The sequence below is a fragment of the Pantoea sp. XY16 genome (assembly GCF_025153065.1).
Lineage (GTDB): Bacteria > Pseudomonadota > Gammaproteobacteria > Enterobacterales > Enterobacteriaceae > Pantoea > Pantoea alfalfae.
Genome location: NZ_JANZNP010000020.1, coordinates 17,397 through 42,133, shown reverse-complemented (window position 1 = coordinate 42,133; position 24,737 = coordinate 17,397). Strand labels below are relative to the sequence as shown.

The window sequence follows — 24,737 nt, the reverse complement described above, 5'->3', positions numbered from 1 at the left end:
CAGAAGTGAAACGCCGTAGCGCCGATGGTAGTGTGGGGTCTCCCCATGCGAGAGTAGGGAACTGCCAGGCATCAAATAAGAGAGAGCCCTTCGCGTATGCGAAGGGCTTTTTTCGTTGTGGCAATCCGATAATCCGCACTAAAACTCCCTCATATCAGCCCGGTTTTCTGTGCCTTTATCACCGCATCGGCTCATTCAGCTGATTAAAGTGTATAAATGCCATAAAAAACCCGGCACCAGGCCGGGTGGTAAGATAACGGGGTCGGTAATCAGTGAATAACCTGCGATAAAAACGCCCGGGTACGCTCCGATTTTGGATTAGAAAAGAACTCCTGCGGTGGGGCAACTTCGACGATCTCACCCCGATCCATAAAGATCACCCGGTCAGCAACCGTTCGGGCAAAGCCCATTTCGTGGGTGACGCAAAGCATGGTCATCCCATCCTCCGCCAGACCAATCATCGTGTCCAGCACCTCTTTAACCATCTCCGGATCCAGCGCTGAGGTTGGCTCATCAAACAGCATAATTTTTGGTTTCATACAGAGTGAGCGAGCGATAGCGACGCGTTGCTGCTGTCCGCCGGAAAGCTGACCCGGAAACTTATGTGCATGCTCTGCAATGCGCACGCGTTGCAGATAGTGCATGGCCAGTTCATCCGCTTCCTTCTTTGGAATCTTTCTCACCCAGGAAGGTGCCAGCGTGCAGTTTTGCAAAACAGTCAGATGCGGGAAGAGATTGAAGTGCTGAAATACCATCCCCACTTCTGTGCGTACGCGCTCAATGTTACGTACGTCGTCATTAAGATGGATACCGTCAACAATAATGCGTCCCTGCTGATGCTCTTCCAGATGGTTGATGCAGCGGATCGTGGTCGATTTGCCGGAGCCGGAAGGGCCGCACAGCACGATGCGCTCACGGGGTTTAACCTGCAGGTTGATGTCTTTCAGTACGTGAAACTGCCCGTACCATTTATTCACGTTCTCAAGCGAAATCATCAACGCGTCGGAAGAGTGTGTTATAGAGTCAGTCATGTAAAACCTCAGTGCGATGTACGCCCGGTGTGAAAGCGCTTTTCCAGATACTGGCTGTAGCGCGACATGCTAAAACAGAAAATCCAATAGACCAGTGCAGCAAAGACATAACCTTCAGTCGACATGCCCAGCCAGGTTGGATCGACCGTTGCCTGCTGGACGCTGCTGAACAGATCGAAAAGACCAATGATGATGACCAGGCTGGTATCTTTAAACAGCGCGATGATGGTGTTAACCAGGCCAGGGATGGTGAGCTTCAGTGCCTGGGGAAGAATGACCAACATCTGCGTTTTCCAGTAGCCCAGCGCCAGCGATTCTGCAGCCTCATACTGACCCTTCGGTAATGCCTGCAGGCCACCGCGCACCACTTCCGCCACATAAGCAGACTGGAACAGGATCACACCGACCAGCGCACGTACCAGCTTGTCGATAGTCGTACCTTCAGACATAAACAGCGGCAGCATCACCGATGACATAAACAGCACGGTAATCAGCGGAACGCCGCGCCAGAACTCGATAAAGATAATCGACAGCGTACGCACAACCGGCATCCGTGAGCGACGGCCAAGCGCCAGCAGGATGCCCAGCGGCAGCGCACCAGCAATCCCCACCGACGCGATAATCAGCGTCAGCGTTAACCCGCCCCACTGACGTGTTTCCACACGTTCCAGTCCCAGATAGCCGCCATACAGCAGGAACCAGACAATCACCGGATAGATGACGGCCCAGGCCGCAATGTAGCGTCCACGGTAGGGCAGGCTTTTGAGGAACATCGGCACAATCGACAGCAGGCCAATCACCAGCGCCAGGTTAATACGCCAGCGCAGCTCATGTGGATAAAGCCCATACATGAACTGACCGAAACGAGCATGGATAAAGACCCAACAGGCACCTTCTTTAGTGCAATCGGCGCGTGTCGTACCGATCCAGTTAGCCTGAAAGATCAGCCAGTTCAGCGCAGGCGGAATGACGTGCCAGATGACCCAGATGCAAAACAGCGTCAGTAACGTATTAAACCAGCTGGAAAACAGATTCTTACGAGCCCAAAGCCAGGCGCGACTGACAGGCGTCGTCGGGATGGGGGGCGTTTCATGCGTAGTGACAGACATAGTTATCCCGTTCTCTTAACGCTCAACCAGCGCAATTTTGCGGTTGTAGAAGTTCATAAGCAGCGATATCAGCAGACTGATAATCAGGTAAACGCCCATTGTGATAGCAATTGTCTCAATAGCCTGACCGGTCTGATTCAGCACCGATCCCGCGAACAGCGACACCATATCGGGATAACCGATAGCAGCGGCCAGTGAGGAGTTCTTCACGATGTTCAGATACTGGCTGGTGAGCGGCGGAATAATGACGCGCATGGCCTGTGGAATAATCACCTGACGCAGCGTCACCGGATTCGGCAGACCCAGCGATCGTGCAGCTTCGTGCTGACCATGTGGCACCGACTGAATCCCGGATCGGATCACTTCAGCAATAAACGACGAGGTATAGATCGACAGTGCCAGCGTCAGTGCTGCCAGTTCCGGAATCATCACCGAGCCGCCACGGAAATTGAACCCGCGTAGTTGCGGCACATCCCAGTGCGTCGCTGCTCCAAACCCAAGGTGTGCAAGCAAAGGAAAGAGGATGAGCATTGCAACGGCTGCGGGCCATGTACGACGTAACTCACCGGTTTTCAGCTGATGCTGACGGTTAAAGCGGTACAGGCCATAGCTGACAGCCACGGCCAGCAGCAGTGCGATAACAAACGGCCAGCTGCCTGGTGCATAGGTTGGCCACGGGACGTAGAGTCCGCGATTGCTGACATAGGCCAGGTCGAACGCATTCAGCGCCTGACGTGGGCCTGGCAGATTGCGTAATACCGCGAAGTACCAGAAGAAGATTTGCAGCAGAGGGGGGATATTACGGAAGGTTTCGATATAGATATTCGAGAGTTTCCGCAGCAGCCAGTTGTCAGAAAGACGGGCAAGACCGACCGCAAAGCCGAGAATTGACGCAAAAACAATACAGAGTGCAGAAACCAACAGCGTGTTGGTTAATCCGACCAGAAACACGCGTGCGTAGGTATCTCCCTCCGTGTACTCTATCAGATGCTGAACGATGCCGAAGCCGGCAGTGCGCTCAAGAAATCCAAACCCTGATGTAATGCCGCGATTGGCGAGGTTAATGATGGTGTTATGTACCAGATAACCCACCACACCAAGCACCGCGACGACGGCGATGAACTGATAAATCCAGGCGCGAACCGTGGGATTACCAAATGAAAAATCCCTTTTCACGGTTGGGCGTTGTGACATGTTGAAACCTCAGTAACGAAAGCCGGGGTAGGGCACCGCAGAATACGGTGCCCGATTGGTGAGGTCTGTTAACGTACCGGTGGTGCGTATTGAATCCCGCCCTGGTTCCACAACGCATTCTGACCGCGCGCGATCTTCAGTGCACTGTCTTTACCGACGTTGCGGTCAAAGCTTTCCTGATAGTTGCCGACCTGTTTGATGATGTTGTAGGCCCACTTATTATCCAGCTTCAGATCTTTACCAAAATCACCCTCAGCACCCAGCAGATGCGCCATATCTGGCGTGGTCGGCTTAGCTGTCATCTGATCAACGTTCTTCGAGTTGATGCCCATCTCTTCGGCATTCAGCATGGCGTAAAGCGACCATTTGACGATGGTGAACCAGTCATCATCGCCACGACGCACCAGCGGTCCCAGCGGCTCTTTGGAGATCACTTCTGGCAGGACGATAAACTCGTCAGGTTTGCCGAGCTTAATACGCAAGGCATAAAGCTGAGACTGATCGGACGCCAGCGTATCGCAGCGACCGCTGTCCAGCGCCTTAGCAGATTCGTCAGAGCGATCAAAGGTCACCGGCGTATATTGCATTTTGTTGGCTTTGAAGAAGTCTGCCACGTTCAGCTCGGTGTCGGTTCCAGCCTGAATACAGACGGTGGCACCATCCAGCTCTTTCGCACTTTTAAGTCCGGCTTTCTGGTGAGTCAGGAAGCCGATGCCGTCGTAATAGTTCACGCCCGCAAACAGGAAGCCCATGCCGCCATCACGCGATGAGGTCCAGGTGGTGTTACGTGAAAGTACATCCACTTCGCCTGACTGCAGCGCGGTAAAACGCTCTTTCGCGGTCAGCGGGGTGTATTTCACTTTGGTCGCATCGCCGAATACCGCGGCAGCAGCAGCACGACACACATCCACATCGATACCGGTAAACTTGCCGCCAGCATCTGCATAGGAGAAGCCCGGCAGGCCGTCACTGATACCACATTGAACAAAACCTTTTTTCTTAATCGCATCCAGTGTGGTGCCTGCGTGTGCCTGCTGAGCAATGGCAACCAGCGAGGCGGCAGCGATCAGCGTAGAGAGCATCATCTTTTTCATAAAGCATCCTGTGTGGCGGGATCATGTTGTTATGTTTGCGCACTTTAGTGTGCGTTTTTCCTGTCTGTGGCGGTCAGCCATTCACGACTCTGCAAAGCTGATGCCAGGTTTGCAGGATCCTGAATTCGTATGAAAGAACGGTTAATAATCAGAAGCACCTGGAAAGTTTCGCTAATATGGCGCACCAAAAGGAAGCAATGCGAGTCGACCCGATCACATTTAGTGCAAATAGTTTCACTAGATGAGAGCAGTGTGAGCGCTCGCTCAGGCAGAAATGTATGAAAGGAAGGCGTTACTTTTTTATGCGCAGGAAGTCACATGCCCAGCAGTGGCGGGCACAGGCAGCAAGACGGGCGACAGAACATTACTTAAATCAAATCCAGGCGGACAAAAGCGAGAAGGTGAAATATCACACCAGCGATTGCAACTATAGTTACCATACGGCAGGCAACTGTTTCACGCTTCCTGCCGTTACTTTGTGCGATGACGCACAAATAAAAACGCCAGCCCGAAGGCTGGCGTGATTAACAGACAGAACTAAAAATCAGTTCATGCCGTATTTTTTCAATTTCTTACGCAGCGTACCGCGGTTGATACCCATCATCAGGGCAGCACGGGTCTGGTTGCCACGGGTATACTGCATCACCATGTCCAACAGAGGCTGCTCGACTTCAGCCAAAACCAGCTCATACAGGTCGCTCACATCCTGACCATTCAGTTGAGCAAAATAGTTCTTCAGTGCCTGTTTAACCGAATCACGCAAAGGTTTTTGAGTTACCTGATCCTGTGAGTTAACGGTAGAAACGGTCAGTACGTCAGAATTTACGCGTTGTTCGAACATAGTTCTTTCAGCTCTTTATTTCGTTACGCAAGATTTTCGAAGTATGCCTCCAACGCCTCCAGCTGTTCGCTGGCATCCTCTATGGCGTTGAATGTGCGCCGAAACTGGTCATTCGGGGCGTGCTCCTGCAGGTACCAGGAGACGTGCTTTCGCGCTATACGGTATCCCTTGCCTGAACCGTAAAAGTCGTGCAGCTCACGTATATGCGAAACAAGCAAGCGCTTGACCTCTGCCATCGGCAGCGGGGCAAGCAACTCCCCAGTGTCCAGATAATGCTGGATTTCCCGGAAGATCCACGGTCTTCCCTGAGCAGCGCGTCCTATCATCAGAGCATCGGCCCCTGTATAGTCGAGCACCGCTCTGGCTTTATGCGGGTCAGTTATGTCTCCATTCGCGATAATCGGAATGGAGACACTCTGCTTAACTGTCCGAATGCTGTCATACTCAGCTTCTCCGTTGAACAGGCAGGCACGAGTGCGACCATGTATCGTCAGAGCCTGTATACCGCAGCGTTCAGCCAATTGGGCAATCGCGACACAGTTCCTGTTTTCAGGATCCCAGCCAGTACGAATTTTCAGCGTGACCGGCACGTTCACTGCATTAACCACTGCGGAGAGAATGGACTCCACCACGGTGGGATATTGCAATAAGGCTGAACCCGCCATTTTGCGGTTAACCTTCTTGGCAGGGCATCCCATATTAATGTCGATGACCTGTGCACCAGCCTCGACATTAATGCGTGCAGCTTGCGCCATTTCACTGGGATCGCAACCGGCAATTTGCACGGCGCGAATGCCTGGCTCATCACTGTGAACCATACGTAATCGAGATTTGTCGCTAGCCCAGACTTCCGGGTTAGAAGACAGCATCTCAGAAACTGCCATGCCTGCACCCATTTCGTGACACAGCGTCCTGAACGGCCTGTCGGTAATACCGGCCATCGGTGCTGCAATCAGTCGATTTCTCAGCTGGAGGTTTCCAATACGCATGAAGTCAGAATGGCCATACTGTGTCTGCAAGGCGGCGTATATTACGCATTTTTGCAGGAAGATGAAAGGCCAAACTTTGAACAATCAGCAAGAAAGATCAATGAAATCCGGATGATGATCGATGCTATTCATTATTATTATTAAATAACAATGATTTAGCTATTTATGCTGAAATTGTGAGCAAAAGTTTTTCCAGAAAAGTACGTCAATTCGCCAGATAAAAAACGTCACATGCCGTGATTAACGATACAAGCATCCATTTCAAATCGGGAAAGCCCGCAACTTACGCTACGGGTTGGCTGAATATTCTGTTAAGCCGCTTTGTTACGACGACGGCGATATCAGTGCAAACGGACAAACGCAAAAATCAGGATTTAATCCCGGTAATCCGGCACCATTCCTCTTTAACCGCAACCGGGTCGAGCGTGAACGCGCTGACATACGCTTCGCAGACGCTCTCTGCCTGGCTCTCTAACACGCCCGAGAGGCCCAGATGACCGCCAGACTTCGGCAGTACACCGATCAGCGGGGCCAGTTCACGTAGCGGGCCGGCCAGGATATTGGCCACCACCACATCAGCCTGCAGATTTTCGGGTTGCTGGTGGGGCAGATAGAGCGACAGGCGATCGGAGACGCCGTTGCGCTCAGCATTATCCCGGCTGGCCTGAATAGCCTGCGGATCGATATCAATCCCGATCGCCTGAGCCGCGCCCAGCTTCAGTGCGGCGATCGCCAGGATCCCCGAACCACAGCCGAAATCGATCACCGTTTTGCCTTCCAGATCCAGCCCATCGAGCCAGGTCAGGCAGAGCGAGGTGGTGGGATGGGTGCCGGTGCCAAACGCCAGGCCGGGATCCAGCATGACGTTGACGGCATCAGGATCCGGCACATCACGCCAGCTCGGACAGATCCAGAGACGTTCGCCGAAGCGCATCGGGTGGAAGTTCTCCATCCATTCGCGCTCCCAGTCTTTATCCTCGATCTGCTCGATCCGGTGACGAAAACCGTCTCCCAGCAGCGGATGTTGTGTCAGTTCGGTAGTAATCAGGACCATATCCGTTTCTGCATCGAACAGGCCGATAACGTCGGTATCGCCCCACAGGCGCGTTTCGCCTGGCAGCGGCTCATACACCGGCGTGTCGTTGGTATCCTGAAAGGTGACTGAAACCGCACCGATCTCCATCAGCGCATCGCTCAGCGTTTCCGCATGTTCACCTGAGCTGTTAATTTTGATTTGAATCCACGGCATAACGTCTCTCTTTCCGTCAATGTTGCGGCGCGTCCGCCACGTGCGGCGCGCGTCCAAACAGGTTACCCACCAGAAATGCCAGCAGGCTTAAAAGCAGGGAGGGCACGATAGGGTGAAAACCCAGAATCTGCAGGTTAAGGCTCGCCATAAAAGCGTAGCAGCCTCCACCCACTACCATGCCGGTGATGGCGCCTGCGGCATTGGCACGTTCCCAGTAGAGGCCGAGAACCAGCGGCCAGAGGAAAACCGCCTCCAGGCCGCCAAATGCCAGCAGGTTGAGCCAGATAATCATATCGGGCGGATTCCAGGCCGCAATCAGCAGCAGGATACCCAGTGCGAAGGTAATGGTGCCAGATAACAGCCGCAGTCGCGTCTCATTTTCCAGCTGCTGCGGGGCGATACGCAGGTAGAGATCTTTAATCAGCGTGGCTGAAGCCTGTAACAGCTGGGCATTGATGGTCGACATAATTGCGGCCATCGGGGCCGCCAGGAACAGCCCGGCCGCTAACGGTGGCAGAACAGTAATCATCAGTGTCGGAATAACGCTATCCGGCACGGCCAGATTCGGCAGTACCGCGCGGCCCAGCGCACCGGCCAGATGCATGCCCAGCATCAATACCACTACGACAATGGTGCCCAGAATAATGGCCCGATGGACGGCCTTACTGTCTTTATAAGAGATACAGCGCACCGCCGTATGCGGCAGGCCAATCACCCCAAAGCAGACCAGCACGACGAACGAACTGAGGAAGGTTGGCGTAATAATCTCGCCCGGCCCCTGAGGGGACAGCAGAGCCGGATCGATGTCGTGCAGTTTCTGCACCGCCGTACTCAGGCCACCTGCCTGATGAATCACTGCGAATAGCAGCAGAAAGGTGCCAATCAGCATCACAATGCCCTGCATGGCGTCGTTGAGCACGCTGGCACGGAATCCACCGAACGCGGTATAGAGCGCGATTGTGCCACCAAAAATCAGCAGGCCGGTGTCATAAGGAATGCCAGCGGCGGTTTCGAGCAGCCGCGCACCGCCAATAAACTGCACCGTCATGGCACCGATAAAGGCAATCAGCAGACTCAGACTCGCCAGCCAGATCAGCAGCGGGCTTTGATAGCGGGCATAGAGCATATCATTCAGCGTCACCGCATTGTGCTTACGTGCCAGAATGGCAAACTTTTTCCCCAGCACACCCAGCGATAGCCAGACGGCGGGCACCTGCACCATTGCCAGCAATACCCAGCCCAGTCCATATTTGTAGGCGGCACCGGGACCCCCAATAAATGAGCTGGCGCTGATATAGGTGGTAGTGAGCGTCATCGCCAGCACAAACCCGCCCATGGAGCGGCTGCCAAGGAAGTATTCAGTGAGGAAGCTGCCTTCGCGCTTTTTACGGACGGCAAACACCGACAGCGCGGCAATCAACACCAGATAAATCAGTAACGGCAGGATAATTTCATTGTTCACTTTTATCCTCCAGCGGCATGTCGCGGAAAATCACCCGCACCATCATCCAGCACAGAAAAATGAACAACAGGGGAGCAAACAGGCAGGAGAGTTCAAACCAGCGCGGCAGGCCGGTAACACCGATTGCATTGCCACCCAACCAGGCAGAGAGCCCCCAGGCAGCGAGCCAGAGCAGGGTGAGGTAAAGCGACCAGCGCGCCTCTTTATGTGCCTGTATAAAACGAGCATCCATGATTCAACCTTAACGCCAGCGGCAAAAGAAAAAGGCCGGATTAACCGGCCTCAGACTGACTCAGCGTTGCGATTATTTCTCGTGCAAGCCGAGTTTTTTCTCCAGATAGTGGATATTGGTTCCACCGTGCTGGAAGTTTTCGTCGGACATGATTTTCATCTGCAGTTCAACGTTGGTTTTGATACCGTCGATAATCAGTTCCGCCAGCGCATTTTTCATGCGAGCGATAGCCACGTCACGCGTTTCGCCATAGGTGATCAGCTTGCCGATCATGGAGTCGTAATAAGGCGGTACGGTGTAGCCTGAGTAAATATGCGACTCCCAGCGCACGCCAAAACCGCCTGGCGCGTGGAAGCGGGTGATTTTACCCGGGCTTGGCAGGAAGGTGACTGGATCTTCAGCGTTGATACGGCACTCGACCGCATGTCCGCGAATGATCACATCTTCCTGTTTAATTGACAGTGGCTGACCGGCAGCAATACGCAGTTGCTCTTTGATCAGGTCCACACCGGTGATCATCTCGGTTACCGGATGTTCTACCTGAATACGGGTGTTCATCTCAATGAAGTAGAACTCACCGTTTTCGTACAGGAACTCAAAGGTACCTGCGCCGCGATAGCCAATCTCAATACAGGCCTGGGAACAGCGGTTGCCGATAAAGCGACGCTGTTCTTCTGTGATGCCTGGGCCTGGCGCTTCTTCGACAACTTTCTGATGACGACGCTGCATGGAGCAGTCACGTTCGCCCAGATAGATCGCGTTGCCCTGACCGTCAGCCAGTACCTGAATCTCGATGTGGCGCGGGTTCTCCAGATACTTCTCCATGTAAACCATGTCGTTGTTAAAAGCCGCTTTGGCTTCCGCTTTCGTCATGTTGATGGATTCTTCCAGATCTTTGTCGCCGCGCACTACGCGCATACCACGACCGCCGCCGCCGCCAGACGCTTTGATGATGACCGGATAACCGATGCGCTTGGCAAAGGCACGGTTTTTTTCCATATCATCCGTCAGCGAACCGTCAGAACCGGGTACGGTCGGGACGCCGGCTTTCTTCATCGCATTGATTGCAGAAACTTTGTCACCCATCAGGCGAATGGTGTCTGCTTTCGGGCCGATAAAGATAAAGCCGGAGCGCTCAACCTGCTCAGCAAAATCGGCATTCTCAGAGAGGAAGCCGTAGCCGGGGTGAATCGCCACCGCGCCGGTGATCTCTGCTGCAGAGATCAGCGCCGGGATGTTGAGGTAACTTTTGACTGACTGCGCCGGGCCGATGCAGACGGTTTCGTCTGCCAGCAGCACGTGCTTCAGGTCACGATCCGCGCTTGAGTGTACCGCAACAGTCTTGATGCCCAGTTCTTTACAGGCACGCAGAATGCGCAGTGCGATCTCACCACGGTTAGCAATAACAATTTTATCCAGCATGATCTGCCCCGTTACTCGATGATAACCAGTGGCTCGTCAAATTCGACCGGCTGACCGCTTTCAACCAGGATAGCTTTCACCACGCCTGATTTGTCAGCTTCGATCTGGTTCATCATTTTCATAGCTTCGACGATGCACAGGGTATCGCCGGCATTCACTTTCTGGCCAACTTCCACAAAGGCTTTCGCATCCGGGCTCGGCGTACGGTAGAAGGTACCTACCATTGGTGAACGCACGATGTGACCGCTGATTTCAGCCGGTGCCGCTTCGGCAACGGCTGCAACAGGGGCAACGGCTGTCGCCAGAGCAGGCTGTTGAACCGGCGCAGCGTAAGCCTGCTGCATCATCGGGTAACCCACGTTTGCAGGTGCACGACTGATGCGAACGGACTCTTCACCTTCAGAGATTTCCAGCTCAGAAATGCCAGACTCTTCAACCAGTTCGATCAGTTTTTTAATTTTACGAATATCCATGAGTGGGGTTCCGTACTCAGTTTGATTAATTAGTTTGAGACAGGCGTTTTACTGCCGTTTGTAAAGCCCATGTGTAGCCGTCAGCGCCAAGCCCACAGATCACGCCAGCAGAAACATCAGAAAGATAGGAGTGATGACGGAAGGGCTCGCGGGCATGCACATTTGAGAGATGAACCTCGATAAACGGTATTTCTACCGCCAGCAGGGCATCACGCAGTGCGACACTGGTATGGGTAAACGCGGCAGGATTAATGATGATGTAATCCACATTGCCTTTGGCCTCATGAATGCGATCAATCAGCTGAAATTCAGCATTGGTTTGCAGGTGGCTCAACTCCACATTCAACTGGTCTGCCTGACGCGTCAAATCGTCAACGATCTGACTCAGCGTGGTATGACCATACTTCTCAGGTTCACGTGTTCCCAACAGATTCAGGTTGGGCCCGTTTAAAAGCAGAATATGTAATTTATGCGCCATCGTGCTGCCATCTCCCGCAATCATTGAGGCATCGCGTAAAATACCTTGCGAATCTTCATTTGTCACCTTTCAGGCTGAAAAAGAAGACCCGACGAGCAATAAAGCCGGGCATTATATCCGTTTCGTGTCATTTCGCAGCAAAATACTGGTCTTATCTGCGAAGATGATCGGATGTGGCCTGCGGGCCACATCTTTTATCAGAAAACAGCAGAGGAAAACAACGGGTGAAGTGCTAGCGGGGCCACCATTTGAGAAATTTTTTGTAACGCCAGGCTAACAGCAGTGCAGCAATGAGGGCATAGATAAGTGGCTGTGGGGACACGGTTTTCACCGACCAGATATAGTGAATCGGCACCAGAATCGCCACAAGATAGACCGCATTGTGCAGGGTTTGCCAGCGTTTACCGAGCCTGCGCTGAGCGCGCTGAAATGACGTTACCGCCAGGACCAGTAATATCAGCCAGCTGATAATTCCCAGCGTCAGATAGGGACGGGAGATGAGTTCGCTGCCCAGCAGACGCAGATTATCCACGCCCAATTCCAGCAGGTAGTAGCTCAGCAGGTGGAGAGAAGCCCAGACAAATGTCCAGACGCCAAGCAGGCGCCGGGTGCGGATTAACAGCGGCTGCCTGCCGTAGCGTGCCAGGGGTGAAACCAGCAGCGTACCCAGCAGCAGTTTCAGCGCCATGCGGCCGGTAAAATGCTGAATATCTTTTGCCGGGTCCGCACTCAGTCCACCCTGCATCACAGCAAGCACCAGATAAACCAGCGGCAACAGGGCTGCCAGGTGCAGGATCACCTTGAGCCACATGATCTGTTTTATCGACAGGCGGACCACTTAGTAATTCTCCCGTAAATCCATGCCGCGGTAGAGCGACGCCACCTGTTCGGCATAGCCGTTAAACAGCAGCGTTGGCTGACGTTCGACCTTCAGACTGCCGCCCGGGCCAATAAACCGCTCTGTCGCCTGTGACCAGCGTGGATGATTGACGTGGGGGTTCACATTGGCATAAAAACCATACTCGTCGGCGGCAATCTGGTTCCAGGTGGTCGGCGGCTGTTTGTCGGTCAGCGTAATTTTGACGATCGACTTAATGCCTTTAAAGCCATATTTCCACGGCACCGTCAGACGAATCGGCGCGCCATTCTGCGGCGGCAGCGCTTTGCCATAGACGCCAGTGGTCAGTATTGTCAGCGGATGCATCGCTTCATCCAGACGCAAACCTTCGACATAGGGATAATTGAGGCCACCGCCAATAAAGCGATCTTTCTGGCCCGGCATCTGCTCAGGATCGTAGAGCGTCTGAAAGGCAACAAAGCGCGCTTTGCTGGTGGGTTCCGCCAGCGAGAGAAGTTTATTCAGCTCAAAGCCTACCCAGGGCACCACCATCGACCAGGCCTCTACGCAGCGCATGCGATAGATTCGCTGCTCCATAGCAAAGCGTTTGAAGATGTCATCCATATCAAGGGTTAGGGGTTTCGCCACTTCGCCATCAATGGTCAGTTTCCAGGGCTCTGTTTTCAGTGTTCCGGCATTGGCAGCCGGATCGGCCTTATCCAGCCCGAACTCATAGAAATTGTTGTAGCCGGAAACTTTATCCGCAGGCGTCAGCGTCAGATCGGCCTGATATTGCGCCGGTTTGGTGAAGTCGAGCGGTCGGCCTGCTGGAGCAGGTGGGCGATCGTTGCCTTTGAACCAGCTGAGAATATCGGCATTAGCCACGCCCGGCATACCCATCGCCGCAGCGCTTAGTCCCAGCGTTTTCAGCACCTGGCGGCGCTTCATATTAAATATGCTTTCCGGCGTTACGTCGGCTTCGGTCAGACAGGGTATGCGTTTCATGGGGCTTCTCCAGACAGGATGTCATCAACCAGCATGATGACTATCGCTGATATCAGCCAGTTTCGCCCTGAAAATGTGAAATTTCCTGGCTGGCCTGTGCGATGAGAATGCGCTGAAAAGTGTCGGGATCAACGTCAGCAATCCTATCCCGACGATATACTTCGGCTTCATGCGACTCGGCGCTGTCGGCAGCGGCAAATTATGCTATTTTGCTCGCGTTTTCGTCAGGCTGACGGTACAAGGTGGGGTGATCCGGTTATCACCGCAGCAATACAGGCACAGGGATGCGATTAACCACAAAATTATCTGCGTTTATTACCTTTTTAAGCCTGCTGGCGATGTCATTGATGCTGGCAGGCTGCGCATTCAGTGTTTTCTGGTTCAGTCATCAGCGGGTTGAACATCGGGCGCAGGTGCTGGCGACCGAGGTCGATCAGGCGATGTTCTCCGAGACGCCAGAACAGCTTCATAACTGGCTTACGCGCATGATGCCAATAATGAATGCCGAGCAGATTTCCCTTCATAACGGCAGGCAGACTTTCCTCACACTCTCCCGACACGAAAACCAGATGCTGGAAGACGAACCCAATCGTTTTATCCAGGTCGATGTGCCTTTGATGCACCAGACCGGCTTACAGCTGCGGGTTGTGACCCTTGATCCTGCCAAAACCTGGCTGCGCTCCATCACCGGCACCTCTACGCTGGGCATTCTGTTTACGGTCATGCTGGTGATGAGTCTGCTGCTGCTGATGATGCATCGCTGGCTTAGTCGTCAGTGGCGTGGCATGGAGCATCTTGAAGGACGGGCACAGGCGATTATCAACGGCGAACGTGGGGTTGTGCCGAAACGGGATGTGGATGAGTGGCCACCCAGGGCGAGTCGCGCGATGGATATACTGCTGGCGGATCTGCAGGAAGCGGGCGAACAGCGCCTGCGTATCGACACGCTGATCCGCACCTTTGCCGCGCAGGATGGACGCACTGGCCTTAACAACCGACTGTTCTTTGATAACCAGCTCGCGACCCTTCTGGAAGATCAGGAAGCTGTCGGCACCCATGGTGTGGTGATGATGGTGCGCCTGCCCGATCTGGACGCGCTGAAAGATTCACTGGAGCCAGCGCTGGTTGAGGAGTACCTGTTCAATTTCGTCAACATGCTCTCTACCTTTGTGCTGCGCTATCCCGGCGCTTTGCTGGCACGCTATTTTCGCAGTGATTTTGCCGTATTACTGCCGCATCGCAGTCTTAAAGAGGCAAACAGTATTGCCGATCAACTGATCAATGCTGTTGATTCTTTGCCACCGATGCGCCTGGTCAATCGCGATGATCTGATCCACATCGGAATCACCGCCTGGCACAGCGGGCAGACCGTCCTGCAGGTGATAGAAAATGCCGAAATGGCCACGCGACGTGCAGCACTGCTGGGTGGTAATAACTGGATTAATGGTGAAGGAAACCCTCAGGACGCCGGGCGGGGCAGCGTGCGCTGGCGAACCCTGCTGGAGAATACGTTAAGCCGCGGTGGTCCGCGGCTGTACCATAAACCCACCGTTAATATCGAAGGCAAAGTACAGCATCGGGTCATGCTGACCCGTATCTTTGACGGCGATAAAGAGGTACTGGCCGCTGAATATATGCCGCTGGTACAGCAGCTCGGTATGGCTGATGGCTGGGATCGTCAGCTGGTCACGCGCATCGCGGCACTCTCTGAACTGTGGCCGGAAGAGACGCTGGTGATGCCGGTGACGATGACCTCGCTCCTGCAACGTTCATTTGTCCTCTGGCTACAGAATATGCTGCTGCAGTGCCCCAAATCACAAAGAAAACGATTTTTATTTGAACTTGCCGAGGCAGATGTCTGTCAACACATCGACCATTTAACACCAGTATTCCGTGCACTTAAGGCTTTTGGCTGCCGTGTAGCGGTGAATCAGGCGGGTTTAACCGTCGTCAGCAGTGCCTATATACGACAGCTGCCGCTGGAACTGATCAAGCTTGATGCAGGTCTGGTGCGCAACATTGAACGACGGACCGCCAATCAGCTGTTTGTACAGAGTCTGCTGGAGGTCTGTAAGTCCACGGGTATTCAGGTGTTTGCCACCGGTGTCCGCACCAAAGCGGAGTGGCAGACATTAGTGGCGCTGGGTGTGGCAGGCGGGCAGGGCGACTTTTTTGCCCCTTCGCTTCCGGTTAACAGTAACGTGAAGAAGTATTCCCAACGTTACCGTATTTAATGATTTGCTGTCGTAATGACAGAAATTGACGGTTTTTTTTAATGTTAAACCGCATCTGAACCCATAACCATCGTGCCGGAAATGTTAAATTTTATGTCGGGCATGGCAAGCGGAAATCACGTGAAATGCAGCACTGATGGCGTCTGGTCGCCATTCTGCTGCTACGGATCGCGGGTTCAGATGACTTAAACGCAATCAGGCGTCTTTTTTCACCGAAGCAGAACGTTTTTGCGCCTTGTGGCAGCTTCGTGTGGTTGGTAAAGTAAGCGGATTTTATTTTCCGCCCCCAGCTTGCAGGATTATCCCTTAGTATGTTTAAAAAATTTCGTGGCATGTTTTCCAACGACTTGTCCATTGACCTGGGTACCGCGAATACCCTGATTTACGTAAAAGGACAAGGCATCGTGCTGAACGAGCCTTCTGTGGTTGCTATTCGTCAGGACCGTGCCGGTTCACCGAAAAGTGTCGCGGCCGTGGGTCATGACGCCAAACAGATGCTCGGTCGTACGCCAGGCAATATTGCCGCTATCCGTCCGATGAAAGATGGCGTTATCGCTGACTTCTTCGTGACCGAAAAGATGCTGCAACACTTCATCAAGCAGGTTCACAGCAACAGCTTTATGCGTCCCAGCCCACGTGTGCTGGTCTGCGTACCCGTCGGGGCCACGCAGGTAGAACGTCGTGCGATTCGTGAATCCGCTCAGGGCGCCGGCGCGCGTGAAGTCTTTCTGATTGAAGAGCCGATGGCTGCAGCTATTGGTGCAGGTCTGCCCGTTTCTGAAGCGACCGGTTCAATGGTCGTTGATATCGGTGGTGGTACTACCGAAGTGGCGGTGATCTCCCTGAACGGTGTGGTCTACTCCTCATCCGTACGTATTGGTGGCGATCGTTTCGATGAAGCTATTATTAATTATGTGCGTCGTAACTACGGTTCACTGATTGGTGAAGCGACCGCAGAACGCATTAAGCATGAGATTGGTTCAGCTTATCCGGGTGATGAAGTCCGTGAAATTGAAGTTCGTGGCCGTAACCTGGCAGAGGGTGTACCGCGCGGCTTCACGCTGAACTCCAACGAAATTCTGGAAGCGCTGCAGGAGCCGTTAACCGGCATTGTCAGCGCGGTGATGGTTGCTCTTGAGCAGTGTCCGCCTGAGCTGGCCTCCGATATCTCAGAGCGCGGCATGGTGCTGACCGGTGGTGGTGCGTTACTGCGCAACCTGGATCGCCTGCTGATGGAAGAGACGGGTATTCCGGTTGTTGTTGCTGAAGATCCGCTGACCTGTGTGGCTCGCGGTGGCGGCAAGGCGCTGGAAATGATCGACATGCATGGCGGCGATTTGTTCAGCGAAGAATAATTGCCTCAACCGGCTGAGAACGCAATGATCATGCGAGGGAGTGACATGTGAACCGGCGAAATGTGTGCCGGTACAGTGCGTTCAGCCCAGGGAAGCACGGTGTTTGGCCGTCGCTTCCTCTCCTGTTGTCGAGGATCACGCAGATTATATGAAGCCGATTTTTAGCAGGGGACCTTCCCTGCAGTTGCGTCTTTTCCTGGCGGTCATCGTGGCAATTGCCATTATCGTTGCCGACAGCCGTGTGAGCTCTTTCACCCAAATACGCAACTATCTGGATACGTCGGTCAGTCCGTTTTACTTCCTGGCTAATGGACCACGTCAGCTCCTGGATGGCGTGTCAGAGTCGCTGGCGTCGCGTCAGCAGCTGGAGCAGGAAAACAAAGCGTTACGTCGTGAGCTCTTCCTGAAAAACAGTAACCTGCTAATGCTGGGGCAATATAAGCAGGAAAACGCACGCCTGCGTGAACTGCTGGGTTCACCGCTGCGTCAGGATGAGCAAAAGATGGTGACGCAGGTGATCTCTACCGGCACCGATCCTTACACCGACCAGGTGGTGATCGACAAAGGCAGCGTTAACGGTGTCTATGAAGGTCAACCGGTCATCAGTGATAAAGGCGTGGTCGGTCAGGTTATCGCCGTCGGACAGCTCACCAGCCGTGTTCTGCTGATCTGCGATGCGTCACATGCGCTGCCTATTCAGGTGTTGCGTAATGACATTCGTGTGATTGCCGCTGGTAACGGCTGTACTGAAGATCTCCAGCTTGAGCATCTGCCGGGTAATACGGACATTCGGGTCGGCGATGTGCTGGTGACGTCAGGTATCGGTGGTCGTTTCCCTGAGGGGTATCCGGTGGGCGTGGTCTCCTCAGTGAAAGTGGATACGCAGCGCGCTTATACGGTGATTCAGGCGCATCCGACCGCGGGTCTGCAGCGTCTGCGTTATCTGCTGCTGCTGTGGGGCGCGGATCGTAATGGCGATATGCCGCTGCCGCAGGATGAAGTTCATCGCGTTGCGAATGAGCGTCTGATGCAGATGATGCCGCAGGTCTTACCGCCTGCGGGTGAAATGGGCCCGCCTGCGCCTGCCGCACAGATGGGGCCGCCTGCTCCATCAACAGGCAGCAGTGGCAGTAGCGGACAGAACAACTCCTCGCGTTCACGCGGGGGGCAGCCTTGAGTCGATATCGCAGCCAGGGACGTTGGGTCATCTGGCTCTCTTTCCTGGTCGCGTTAGTTCTGCAGATCATGCCATGGCCGGATGAAATTTATATGTTCCGGCCTTCATGGCTGCTGCTCATCCTTATCTACTGGGTTCTTGCACTGCCGCATCGGGTCAACGTCGGCAGCGGATTTATGCTGGGTGCCATCATGGATCTGATTGCCGGGTCCACGCTTGGCGTACGTGCGCTGGCGCTCAGTATCATCGCCTACCTGATAGCCTTTAAGTTCCAGTTATTCCGCAACTTAGCGTTGTGGCAGCAAGCGTTAATGGTTATGGTGCTGTCTCTGGCGATGGATGTGATTGTCTTCTGGGCAGAATTCCTGGTAATCAACGTTTCATTCCGACCTGAAATTTTCTGGAGCAGTGTCGTCGACGGTATTCTCTGGCCCTGGCTATTCTTACTTATGAGAAAAATTCGTCGTCAGTTCGCTGTTCAATAAGGAAATTTATGGTAACCCTCTATCTTGCTTCCGGTTCACCGCGTCGTCGTGAGCTGTTAACTCAACTTGGCCTGACATTCGAGCGCATTGTGACTGACGTTGAAGAACAGCGTCAGCCGAATGAAGCGGCGGAGAGCTATGTCCGCCGTCTGGCCAATGACAAAGCGCAGGCGGGTGTAAAACTGGCCGCGCAGGATCTGCCGGTGCTGGGCGCGGATACGATTGTCGTGCTGAATGGTGACGTGCTGGAAAAACCGCGCGATGCCGCCGATGCCCACGCGATGCTGCGTAGACTCTCCGGTCATACGCATCAGGTCATGACGGCAGTGGCGCTGGCCGACAGCCAGCAGGCGCTGGATTGCATCGTGACGACTGATGTGACATTCCGCACCTTAACGGAGAGCGACATCGACGACTATATCGCTACCGGTGAGCCGATGGATAAAGCGGGTGCATACGGCATTCAGGGCAGGGGAGGAAACTTTGTCCGCAAAATTAACGGAAGTTACCATGCAGTGGTCGGATTACCGTTGGTTGAGACAGCGGAGTTGCTCAGCCATTTTCACTCACTGCGTGCCGTAAGGGGTCAACATGACGGCTGAATTACTGGTTAACGTCACGCCTTCTGAAACACGCGTTGCCTACATTGATGGCGGCATCCTTCAGGAAATCCATATTGAGCGTGAAGCGCGGCGCGGCATTGTTGGCAATATTTATAAAGGACGGGTAAGCCGTGTTCTGCCCGGCATGCAGGCGGCCTTTGTTGATATAGGCCTGGAAAAAGCCGCCTTTTTGCACGCCTCAGATATCATGCCGCATACGGAATGTGTGGCGGGCGACGAAAAGAAAAATTTCATCGTGCGCGATATTGCCGAGCTGGTGCGTCAGGGACAGGATCTGGTGGTTCAGGTGGTCAAGGATCCGCTTGGCACCAAAGGCGCCCGGCTGACCACGGACATTACCCTGCCTTCGCGTTATCTGGTCTTTATGCCAGGCGCATCGCATGTCGGTGTCTCTCAGCGTATCGAGAGTGAGAAAGAGCGCGATCGGCTTAAAGCGGTAGTCGCTGACTACTGTGACGATCTGGGTGGCTTTATTATCCGCACCGCTGCAGAAGGGATTGGCGAAGAGGAGCTGGCGCAGGACGCGGCTTTTCTCAAACGTCTCTGGACCAAAGTTAGCGAGCGTAAAAAGCGCAATCAGACCCGCTGCCTGCTCTACGGTGAGCTGGCTCTGGCCCAGCGTATTCTGCGTGATTTTGCGGGCGCGGCGCTGGATCGCATCCGGGTCGACTCCCGCCTGACCTGCGATATGCTGGTGGAATTTACCGGTGAATATATCCCGGAAATGGCCGGTAAACTGGAGCTCTACAATGGTAAACAGCCTATTTTCGACCTGTTTGACGTCGAAAATGAGATTCAGCGCTCGCTGGATCGCAAAGTTGAACTAAAGTCAGGCGGATATCTGATCATCGATCAGACCGAAGCGATGACGACCATCGATATTAATACCGGTGCATTTGTTGGTCATCGCAATCTCGATGAGACGATATTCAACACCAATGTTGAAGCCACTCAGGCGATTGCGCGTCAGCTGCGCCTGCGGAATCTGGGCGGCATCATCATTATCGACTTCATCGACATGAGCAATGAAGATCATCGACGCCGGGTACTGCATTCACTGGAAAGCGCGCTCAGTAAAGATCGGGTCAAAACCGGGATTAATGGTTTTTCGGCGCTGGGTCTGGTAGAGATGACGCGTAAGCGTACCCGTGAAAGCATTGAGCATGTCCTGTGCCAGGATTGCCCGGTCTGTAAAGGGCGCGGCACCCTGAAAACAGTTGAAACGGTCTGCTATGAAATCATGCGTGAGATTGTGCGGGTTCACCACGCCTATGATTCTGATCGTTTCCTGGTGTATGTTTCACCGACGGTGGGTGAGGCGTTAAAAACCGACGAGTCTCATGCGCTGGCTGAAGTGGAAATCTTTGTCGGTAAGCAGGTTAAAGTTCATGTTGAAGCGCTCTACACTCAGGAGCAGTTCGACGTGGTAATGATGTAACGTCAGCCCGTTATCAGGCTGAATAAACGCCCTTGTTTGGGATAAAATGCGCGTTTTAACGCTTTTATCTGAAGACGGTCGGGTATGAGAACCAACTATCCGTCGTTTACGGAACACAAGGAGAGGCGTGAGTGAGGCAGTTGCCGAGGATTTTGTTACTGCTGGTCGCGGCAATCATCGTGATTGTCGCGCTGCTGGTCAGCGGATTGCGTCTGGTAATGCCGCATCTCGACAGCTATCGCAACAACCTTCTGCAATTCATCTCCGACAAAACGGATGTGCCGGTCAACGCCAGCCAGTTACAGGGTAAATGGGAGAATTTCGGCCCAACCCTGCAGGTTCGTGACCTCAGCGTCGATCTGCATGAAAACGGCAAACTCACGATTAAACGTATCAATCTGGCGCTCGACGTCTGGCAGTCTCTGCTGCACTGGCGCTGGCAGTTTCGCGATCTGACCTTCTGGCAGCTGCATCTCGACACGAATCGCCTCTTACTCGACAACGACAAAGAGAAAAACAGCTTCCGTCCGGCGCAGATTAACGAACTTTTCCTGCGTCAGTTTGACCACTTTGATCTGCGCGACAGCACCATTCGTTTCCGTACCCCTTCCGGCCAGCATGCTGAGCTGGCGATCCCCCGACTCACCTGGGTCAATGAAGATAACCGCCATCGCGCCGAAGGCGAAGTCAGTCTGTCGAGCTTTACCGGTCAGCACGGCGTGGTTCAGGTGCGGCTCGACCTTAACGACAGTAACGGTTTACTTAATGACGGCCGCATCTGGATGCAGGCCGATGACGTCGACATGCGTCCATGGCTGGGCCGCTGGGTGCGCGACAATACCCGGCTGGACAGTGCCCGCTTCAGCCTGGCGGCCTGGGTTAACCTGCGCGATGGTGACATCTATGCTGGCGATCTACTGCTGCGCAAGGGCGGTGCCAGCTGGCAGGGCGAAACCGGACGACACCGCATAGAGGTCGATGGGCTGACCGCGCATCTGTCACGCTTCCAGAATGGCTGGGTGGTCAATGTGCCGCAGACCCGGCTCAGCACTGACGGTCAGGCCTGGCCCGCCGGTCACTTCTCGCTGTTATGGCGTCCTGAAGATAAGCAGTTGCTGGGGCCGGATGGTCAGCAGGAGGTGCGGGTGCGCGCCACACAGCTGGTGCTGAGTCATATTGCGCCGATCGTTCCGTTATTTGCGCCGCTCTCTCCGGCCCTGTTTGAAAACTGGCAGACGCTGCAGCCACAGGGCACCATCGATGGCCTGGCGCTGGATATTCCATTACAGCAGCCTGAAAACACCCGTTTACAGGTGAAGTGGCGTGATTTCAGCTGGCAGCACTGGAAACTGTTGCCGGGCATCAGTCACCTGAGCGGAGAAGCACGCGGCAGCCTGAGCCATGGTCAGGTCAGTGTGGATATGGGCGCGGCAACCGTTCCCTATGGCGATATGTTCCAGGCTCCGTTAGAGATTAAGCGGGTGACCGGGGCACTGCGCTGGCTTAAAGATGAACATGGCCTGACGCTGGCGGGTGAAAAGCTTAACCTCGAAGCGCGCTCACTCTGGGCGCGCGGCGACTTCAGCTACCAGCAGAATAGCGGCGGCGAGCCCCGTCTGGATATTCTGGCGGGTATCCGACTTACTGATGCGGGCGATGCCTGGCGCTACTTCCCGGTGCCGCTGATGGGTAACAGCCTGACGCACTATCTGAGTGGGGCGGTGAAGGGTGGCAGGGTGGACAACGCCACGCTGCTGTTTGCCGGTAATCCGGCGCTGTTCCCGTTCAAGCACAATGATGGCATGTTCCAGGTCTGGGTGCCGCTTCGCCAGGCGACCTATGCGTTTCAGCCCAAATGGCCGGCGTTGAGCAATCTCGATGTCGACCTCAACTTCCTGAACGATGGTCTGTGGATGAAAGCGCCAATGGCGCACCTGGGCGAAGTAGACGCTCGCAACGTCACGGCGGTGATCCCTGACTACCTGAAAGAAAAACTGATCATCGACGGGGATATCAGTGGTGAAGGCCAGCAGATCGCTGACTATTTCGATCAGACGCCGCTTAAACCGTCACTGGGTGCCGCACTGGAGCAGCTGAAAATTAAAGGCCGTGTCGGTGGCCATCTGAATCTGGACATCCCACTGGATGGAGAGCAGGTGCACGCCCGCGGTAATGTCGATCTGAACAACAACGCGCTGTTTATCAAACCGTTAAAAACCACCATCAACAATCTTTCTGGTCGCTTCCGTTATGACAACGGCAATCTGGCCAGTGAGGATCTGCGGGCGAACTGGTTCGGGCAGCCGATGGGCGTTCGTTTCAGCACCCACGAGAACCCGGATGACTTTGGCGTTAACGTCAAACTTCAGGGCGACTGGCAACCCGCGAAAATCAGCCAGGTTCCGGCAGCCGTCAGCAAGCAGCTCGGCGGGCATCTGCCGTGGCAGGGCGACGTCAATATTACGTTACCGCATCATGGCGGGGCGCGTTATGACGTGAGGCTGAACGGTAATGCTAAAGAAGTAAGTAGTCACTTACCTGCGCCGCTCAATAAGAAAGCCGGTGAGGCGATGCCAGTTGCCATTCAGGCCAGTGGTGACCTGAACCATTTCGATCTCAGCGGCAGCGTCAATGCAAACCATCGTTTTAACAGCCGCTGGTTGCTGGAACCGACGCTGCGCGTCGATCGTGGCATCTGGCTGAATGATGCACAGAAAACGCCTGCGCTACCCGACCATAAGGGCATGGTACTGAATCTGCCCGTGCTGGATGGCGAGGCCTGGGTAGCGATGATGGCTGCCGGCGGTTCTGCAGGTGCGGGGACGACAGGCGGCGGCAGCGACTTCCAGACGGGTGGCGTCACGCTGCCGGGTAACATCACGCTACGCAGTCCGGCGGTCACGCTGGCGGGGCAGCAATGGCATGACGTTGAAGCGACACTGGCACAGCGTTCAGGCGGCAATGGCCAGGTCAGCGTCAGTGCGAAAGAGCTGCGCGGTGAACTGGCGATGGCCCCCAAAGCGCCATTGCAGGTGAACCTGGATTACCTCTACTACAATCCGCAATGGGAAAACGAGACAGGCAAGGGCGGCAAAGCGCCTTCTCAGCAAACCACAAACATTAACTTCAGCCAGTGGCCCGCCTTACAGCTGCGCTGTAAAGAGTGCTGGGTACTGGGCCAGAAATATGGCCAGGTCTCCGCGGTGCTGCAGCCTAAAGGAGATACGTTAGCGCTTACTAACGGAAAAGTGGATACCGGCAGCTCCCAACTTAAAATTAACGGTGAGTGGGTTAATCGCCCGGACGACCAGCGCACCTCGCTGAAGGGCACGCTTAAGGGACCGAATATTAATAACGCGACCAACTGGTTTGGCGTCAACACGCCGCTGCGCGATGCGCCCTTTGATATTGCTTACGACCTGCACTGGCGCTCTGCACCCTGGCAGCCCTCTGCAGAGACACTGAGTGGCACCCTGAAGACCCACTTTGGCAAAGGCCAGATTGCAGATGTGAATACCGGCACGGCGGGAAAAATCCTGCGTCTGGTGAGCTTCGATGCGCTGCTGCGCAAGCTGCGCTTCGACTTCAGCGACACCTTCACCAACGCGTTCTATTTCGATTCGATTAACGGCACGGCCTGGATCGAAAACGGCGTCATGCGCACCGATAACCTGCTGGTAGATGGACTGGAAGCAGACATCGCCATGCAGGGCAATCTCGACCTGGTGAAACGTCAGATCGATATGGAAGCGGTGGTTGCGCCTGAGATTTCTGCCTCTGTCGGAGTAGCGACCGCCTTTGCGATTAATCCGGTGATTGGCGCGGCGGTATTTGCTGCCAGTAAAGTCCTGGGCCCCCTGTGGAACAAGATATCGCTGCTGCGTTATCACATCAGTGGCCCACTGGATAAACCGGAAATCAATGAAGTACTGCGTAAACCGCGTGAAACAGACAACAAGTGAATTTGACGCCGTACCGGAATTACCGCAGGCTATGATTATCTGAGCA

The 24,737-nt window shown here is 54.3% G+C and carries 21 protein-coding genes; 7 read left to right on the top strand and 14 right to left on the bottom strand.

Annotation, left to right across the window (positions count from 1 at the left end; genetic code table 11):
* Positions 1–269 precede the first annotated feature (269 nt).
* From N1689_RS21645 to msrP, 14 genes are all read right to left on the bottom strand, one after another.
* Entirely contained in the window at positions 270–1,031 is a 762-nt protein-coding gene (locus N1689_RS21645) for an amino acid ABC transporter ATP-binding protein (RefSeq protein ID WP_161735976.1), read from the bottom strand.
* Between the two features lie 8 nt (positions 1,032–1,039).
* Positions 1,040–2,140, bottom strand: a complete 1,101-nt coding sequence (locus N1689_RS21640) for an amino acid ABC transporter permease (RefSeq protein WP_222924930.1) — start codon at positions 2,138–2,140, stop codon at positions 1,040–1,042.
* A gap of 15 nt (positions 2,141–2,155) precedes the next feature.
* Positions 2,156–3,334 (bottom strand): amino acid ABC transporter permease, encoded by a 1,179-nt coding sequence (locus N1689_RS21635; protein ID WP_033784127.1) that lies wholly within the window; start codon positions 3,332–3,334, stop codon positions 2,156–2,158.
* 68 nt (positions 3,335–3,402) lie between these two features.
* The gene (locus N1689_RS21630; RefSeq protein ID WP_013359218.1) at positions 3,403–4,428 is read right to left on the bottom strand and encodes an amino acid ABC transporter substrate-binding protein; all 1,026 of its coding nucleotides are present in this window, start codon (positions 4,426–4,428) and stop codon (positions 3,403–3,405) included.
* 544 nt (positions 4,429–4,972) lie between these two features.
* A complete protein-coding gene (gene fis, locus N1689_RS21625; RefSeq protein ID WP_003855228.1) occupies positions 4,973–5,269 on the bottom strand; it encodes a DNA-binding transcriptional regulator Fis in 297 nt (98 codons plus the stop codon).
* Positions 5,270–5,292: 23 nt separating this feature from the next.
* Positions 5,293–6,258 carry a tRNA dihydrouridine synthase DusB gene (dusB, locus tag N1689_RS21620; protein WP_031592707.1) on the bottom strand — a complete coding sequence of 322 codons (966 nt, stop codon included), beginning with the start codon at positions 6,256–6,258 and terminating at the stop codon, positions 5,293–5,295.
* A gap of 367 nt (positions 6,259–6,625) precedes the next feature.
* Entirely contained in the window at positions 6,626–7,507 is an 882-nt protein-coding gene (gene prmA, locus N1689_RS21615) for a 50S ribosomal protein L11 methyltransferase (RefSeq protein ID WP_260060210.1), read from the bottom strand.
* Positions 7,508–7,523: 16 nt separating this feature from the next.
* Positions 7,524–8,969: a sodium/pantothenate symporter gene (gene panF, locus N1689_RS21610; RefSeq protein ID WP_260060209.1), complete on the bottom strand. Its 1,446-nt coding sequence runs from the start codon at positions 8,967–8,969 to the stop codon at positions 7,524–7,526.
* Entirely contained in the window at positions 8,959–9,201 is a 243-nt protein-coding gene (locus tag N1689_RS21605; protein ID WP_260060208.1) for a YhdT family protein, read from the bottom strand. Before N1689_RS21605 ends, panF begins: the two co-directional genes overlap by 11 nt.
* 72 nt (positions 9,202–9,273) lie before the next feature.
* Positions 9,274–10,623 (bottom strand): acetyl-CoA carboxylase biotin carboxylase subunit, encoded by a 1,350-nt coding sequence (gene accC, locus N1689_RS21600; protein WP_013359213.1) that lies wholly within the window; start codon positions 10,621–10,623, stop codon positions 9,274–9,276.
* An 11-nt stretch (positions 10,624–10,634) separates the two neighbouring features.
* Positions 10,635–11,096, bottom strand: a complete 462-nt coding sequence (gene accB, locus N1689_RS21595; RefSeq protein ID WP_013359212.1) for an acetyl-CoA carboxylase biotin carboxyl carrier protein — start codon at positions 11,094–11,096, stop codon at positions 10,635–10,637.
* A 25-nt stretch (positions 11,097–11,121) separates the two neighbouring features.
* Positions 11,122–11,574, bottom strand: a complete 453-nt coding sequence (aroQ, locus tag N1689_RS21590; RefSeq protein ID WP_033734740.1) for a type II 3-dehydroquinate dehydratase — start codon at positions 11,572–11,574, stop codon at positions 11,122–11,124.
* A 232-nt stretch (positions 11,575–11,806) separates the two neighbouring features.
* Entirely contained in the window at positions 11,807–12,412 is a 606-nt protein-coding gene (msrQ, locus tag N1689_RS21585; protein WP_260060207.1) for a protein-methionine-sulfoxide reductase heme-binding subunit MsrQ, read from the bottom strand.
* The gene (msrP, locus tag N1689_RS21580; RefSeq protein ID WP_253420195.1) at positions 12,413–13,417 is read right to left on the bottom strand and encodes a protein-methionine-sulfoxide reductase catalytic subunit MsrP; all 1,005 of its coding nucleotides are present in this window, start codon (positions 13,415–13,417) and stop codon (positions 12,413–12,415) included.
* 284 nt (positions 13,418–13,701) lie between these two features.
* On the opposite strand from msrP, the gene csrD reads away from it, so the two are divergent.
* From csrD to yhdP, 7 genes are all read left to right on the top strand, one after another.
* Entirely contained in the window at positions 13,702–15,651 is a 1,950-nt protein-coding gene (gene csrD / locus N1689_RS21575) for an RNase E specificity factor CsrD (protein WP_161735983.1), read from the top strand.
* A 311-nt stretch (positions 15,652–15,962) separates the two neighbouring features.
* On the top strand, positions 15,963–17,006 hold the full coding sequence (mreB, locus tag N1689_RS21570) for a rod shape-determining protein MreB (protein WP_003855260.1): 1,044 nt from the start codon (positions 15,963–15,965) through the stop codon (positions 17,004–17,006).
* Between the two features lie 148 nt (positions 17,007–17,154).
* Positions 17,155–18,183, top strand: coding sequence for a rod shape-determining protein MreC (gene mreC / locus N1689_RS21565; protein WP_161735984.1), 1,029 nt, complete (start codon positions 17,155–17,157; stop codon positions 18,181–18,183).
* On the top strand, positions 18,180–18,668 hold the full coding sequence (mreD, locus tag N1689_RS21560; protein WP_013359205.1) for a rod shape-determining protein MreD: 489 nt from the start codon (positions 18,180–18,182) through the stop codon (positions 18,666–18,668). The genes mreC and mreD overlap by 4 nt, the downstream gene beginning before the upstream one ends.
* A gap of 8 nt (positions 18,669–18,676) precedes the next feature.
* Positions 18,677–19,270 (top strand): nucleoside triphosphate pyrophosphatase, encoded by a 594-nt coding sequence (locus N1689_RS21555; RefSeq protein WP_161735985.1) that lies wholly within the window; start codon positions 18,677–18,679, stop codon positions 19,268–19,270.
* On the top strand, positions 19,260–20,729 hold the full coding sequence (gene rng, locus N1689_RS21550; protein WP_003855268.1) for a ribonuclease G: 1,470 nt from the start codon (positions 19,260–19,262) through the stop codon (positions 20,727–20,729). Before N1689_RS21555 ends, rng begins: the two co-directional genes overlap by 11 nt.
* A 131-nt stretch (positions 20,730–20,860) precedes the next feature.
* Positions 20,861–24,691: an AsmA2 domain-containing protein YhdP gene (gene yhdP, locus N1689_RS21545; protein ID WP_260060206.1), complete on the top strand. Its 3,831-nt coding sequence runs from the start codon at positions 20,861–20,863 to the stop codon at positions 24,689–24,691.
* Positions 24,692–24,737 lie beyond the last annotated feature (46 nt).

Bases quoted from the DNA above. Each gene is read 5' to 3' on its own strand.
- N1689_RS21630 (WP_013359218.1), bottom strand. From the start codon at position 4,428: ATGAAAAAGATGATGCTCTCTACGCTGATCGCTGCCGCCTCGCTGGTT.
- N1689_RS21605 (WP_260060208.1), bottom strand. From the start codon at position 9,201: ATGGATGCTCGTTTTATACAGGCACATAAAGAGGCGCGCTGGTCGCTT.
- csrD (WP_161735983.1), top strand. From the start codon at position 13,702: ATGCGATTAACCACAAAATTATCTGCGTTTATTACCTTTTTAAGCCTG.
- N1689_RS21555 (WP_161735985.1), top strand. From the start codon at position 18,677: ATGGTAACCCTCTATCTTGCTTCCGGTTCACCGCGTCGTCGTGAGCTG.
- msrP (WP_253420195.1), bottom strand. From the start codon at position 13,417: ATGAAACGCATACCCTGTCTGACCGAAGCCGACGTAACGCCGGAAAGC.
- mreB (WP_003855260.1), top strand. From the start codon at position 15,963: ATGTTTAAAAAATTTCGTGGCATGTTTTCCAACGACTTGTCCATTGAC.
- accC (WP_013359213.1), bottom strand. From the start codon at position 10,623: ATGCTGGATAAAATTGTTATTGCTAACCGTGGTGAGATCGCACTGCGC.
- N1689_RS21635 (WP_033784127.1), bottom strand. From the start codon at position 3,334: ATGTCACAACGCCCAACCGTGAAAAGGGATTTTTCATTTGGTAATCCC.
- dusB (WP_031592707.1), bottom strand. From the start codon at position 6,258: ATGCGTATTGGAAACCTCCAGCTGAGAAATCGACTGATTGCAGCACCG.
- prmA (WP_260060210.1), bottom strand. From the start codon at position 7,507: ATGCCGTGGATTCAAATCAAAATTAACAGCTCAGGTGAACATGCGGAA.
- aroQ (WP_033734740.1), bottom strand. From the start codon at position 11,574: ATGGCGCATAAATTACATATTCTGCTTTTAAACGGGCCCAACCTGAAT.
- fis (WP_003855228.1), bottom strand. From the start codon at position 5,269: ATGTTCGAACAACGCGTAAATTCTGACGTACTGACCGTTTCTACCGTT.
- N1689_RS21640 (WP_222924930.1), bottom strand. From the start codon at position 2,140: ATGTCTGTCACTACGCATGAAACGCCCCCCATCCCGACGACGCCTGTC.
- rng (WP_003855268.1), top strand. From the start codon at position 19,260: ATGACGGCTGAATTACTGGTTAACGTCACGCCTTCTGAAACACGCGTT.
- N1689_RS21645 (WP_161735976.1), bottom strand. From the start codon at position 1,031: ATGACTGACTCTATAACACACTCTTCCGACGCGTTGATGATTTCGCTT.
- accB (WP_013359212.1), bottom strand. From the start codon at position 11,096: ATGGATATTCGTAAAATTAAAAAACTGATCGAACTGGTTGAAGAGTCT.
- mreC (WP_161735984.1), top strand. From the start codon at position 17,155: ATGAAGCCGATTTTTAGCAGGGGACCTTCCCTGCAGTTGCGTCTTTTC.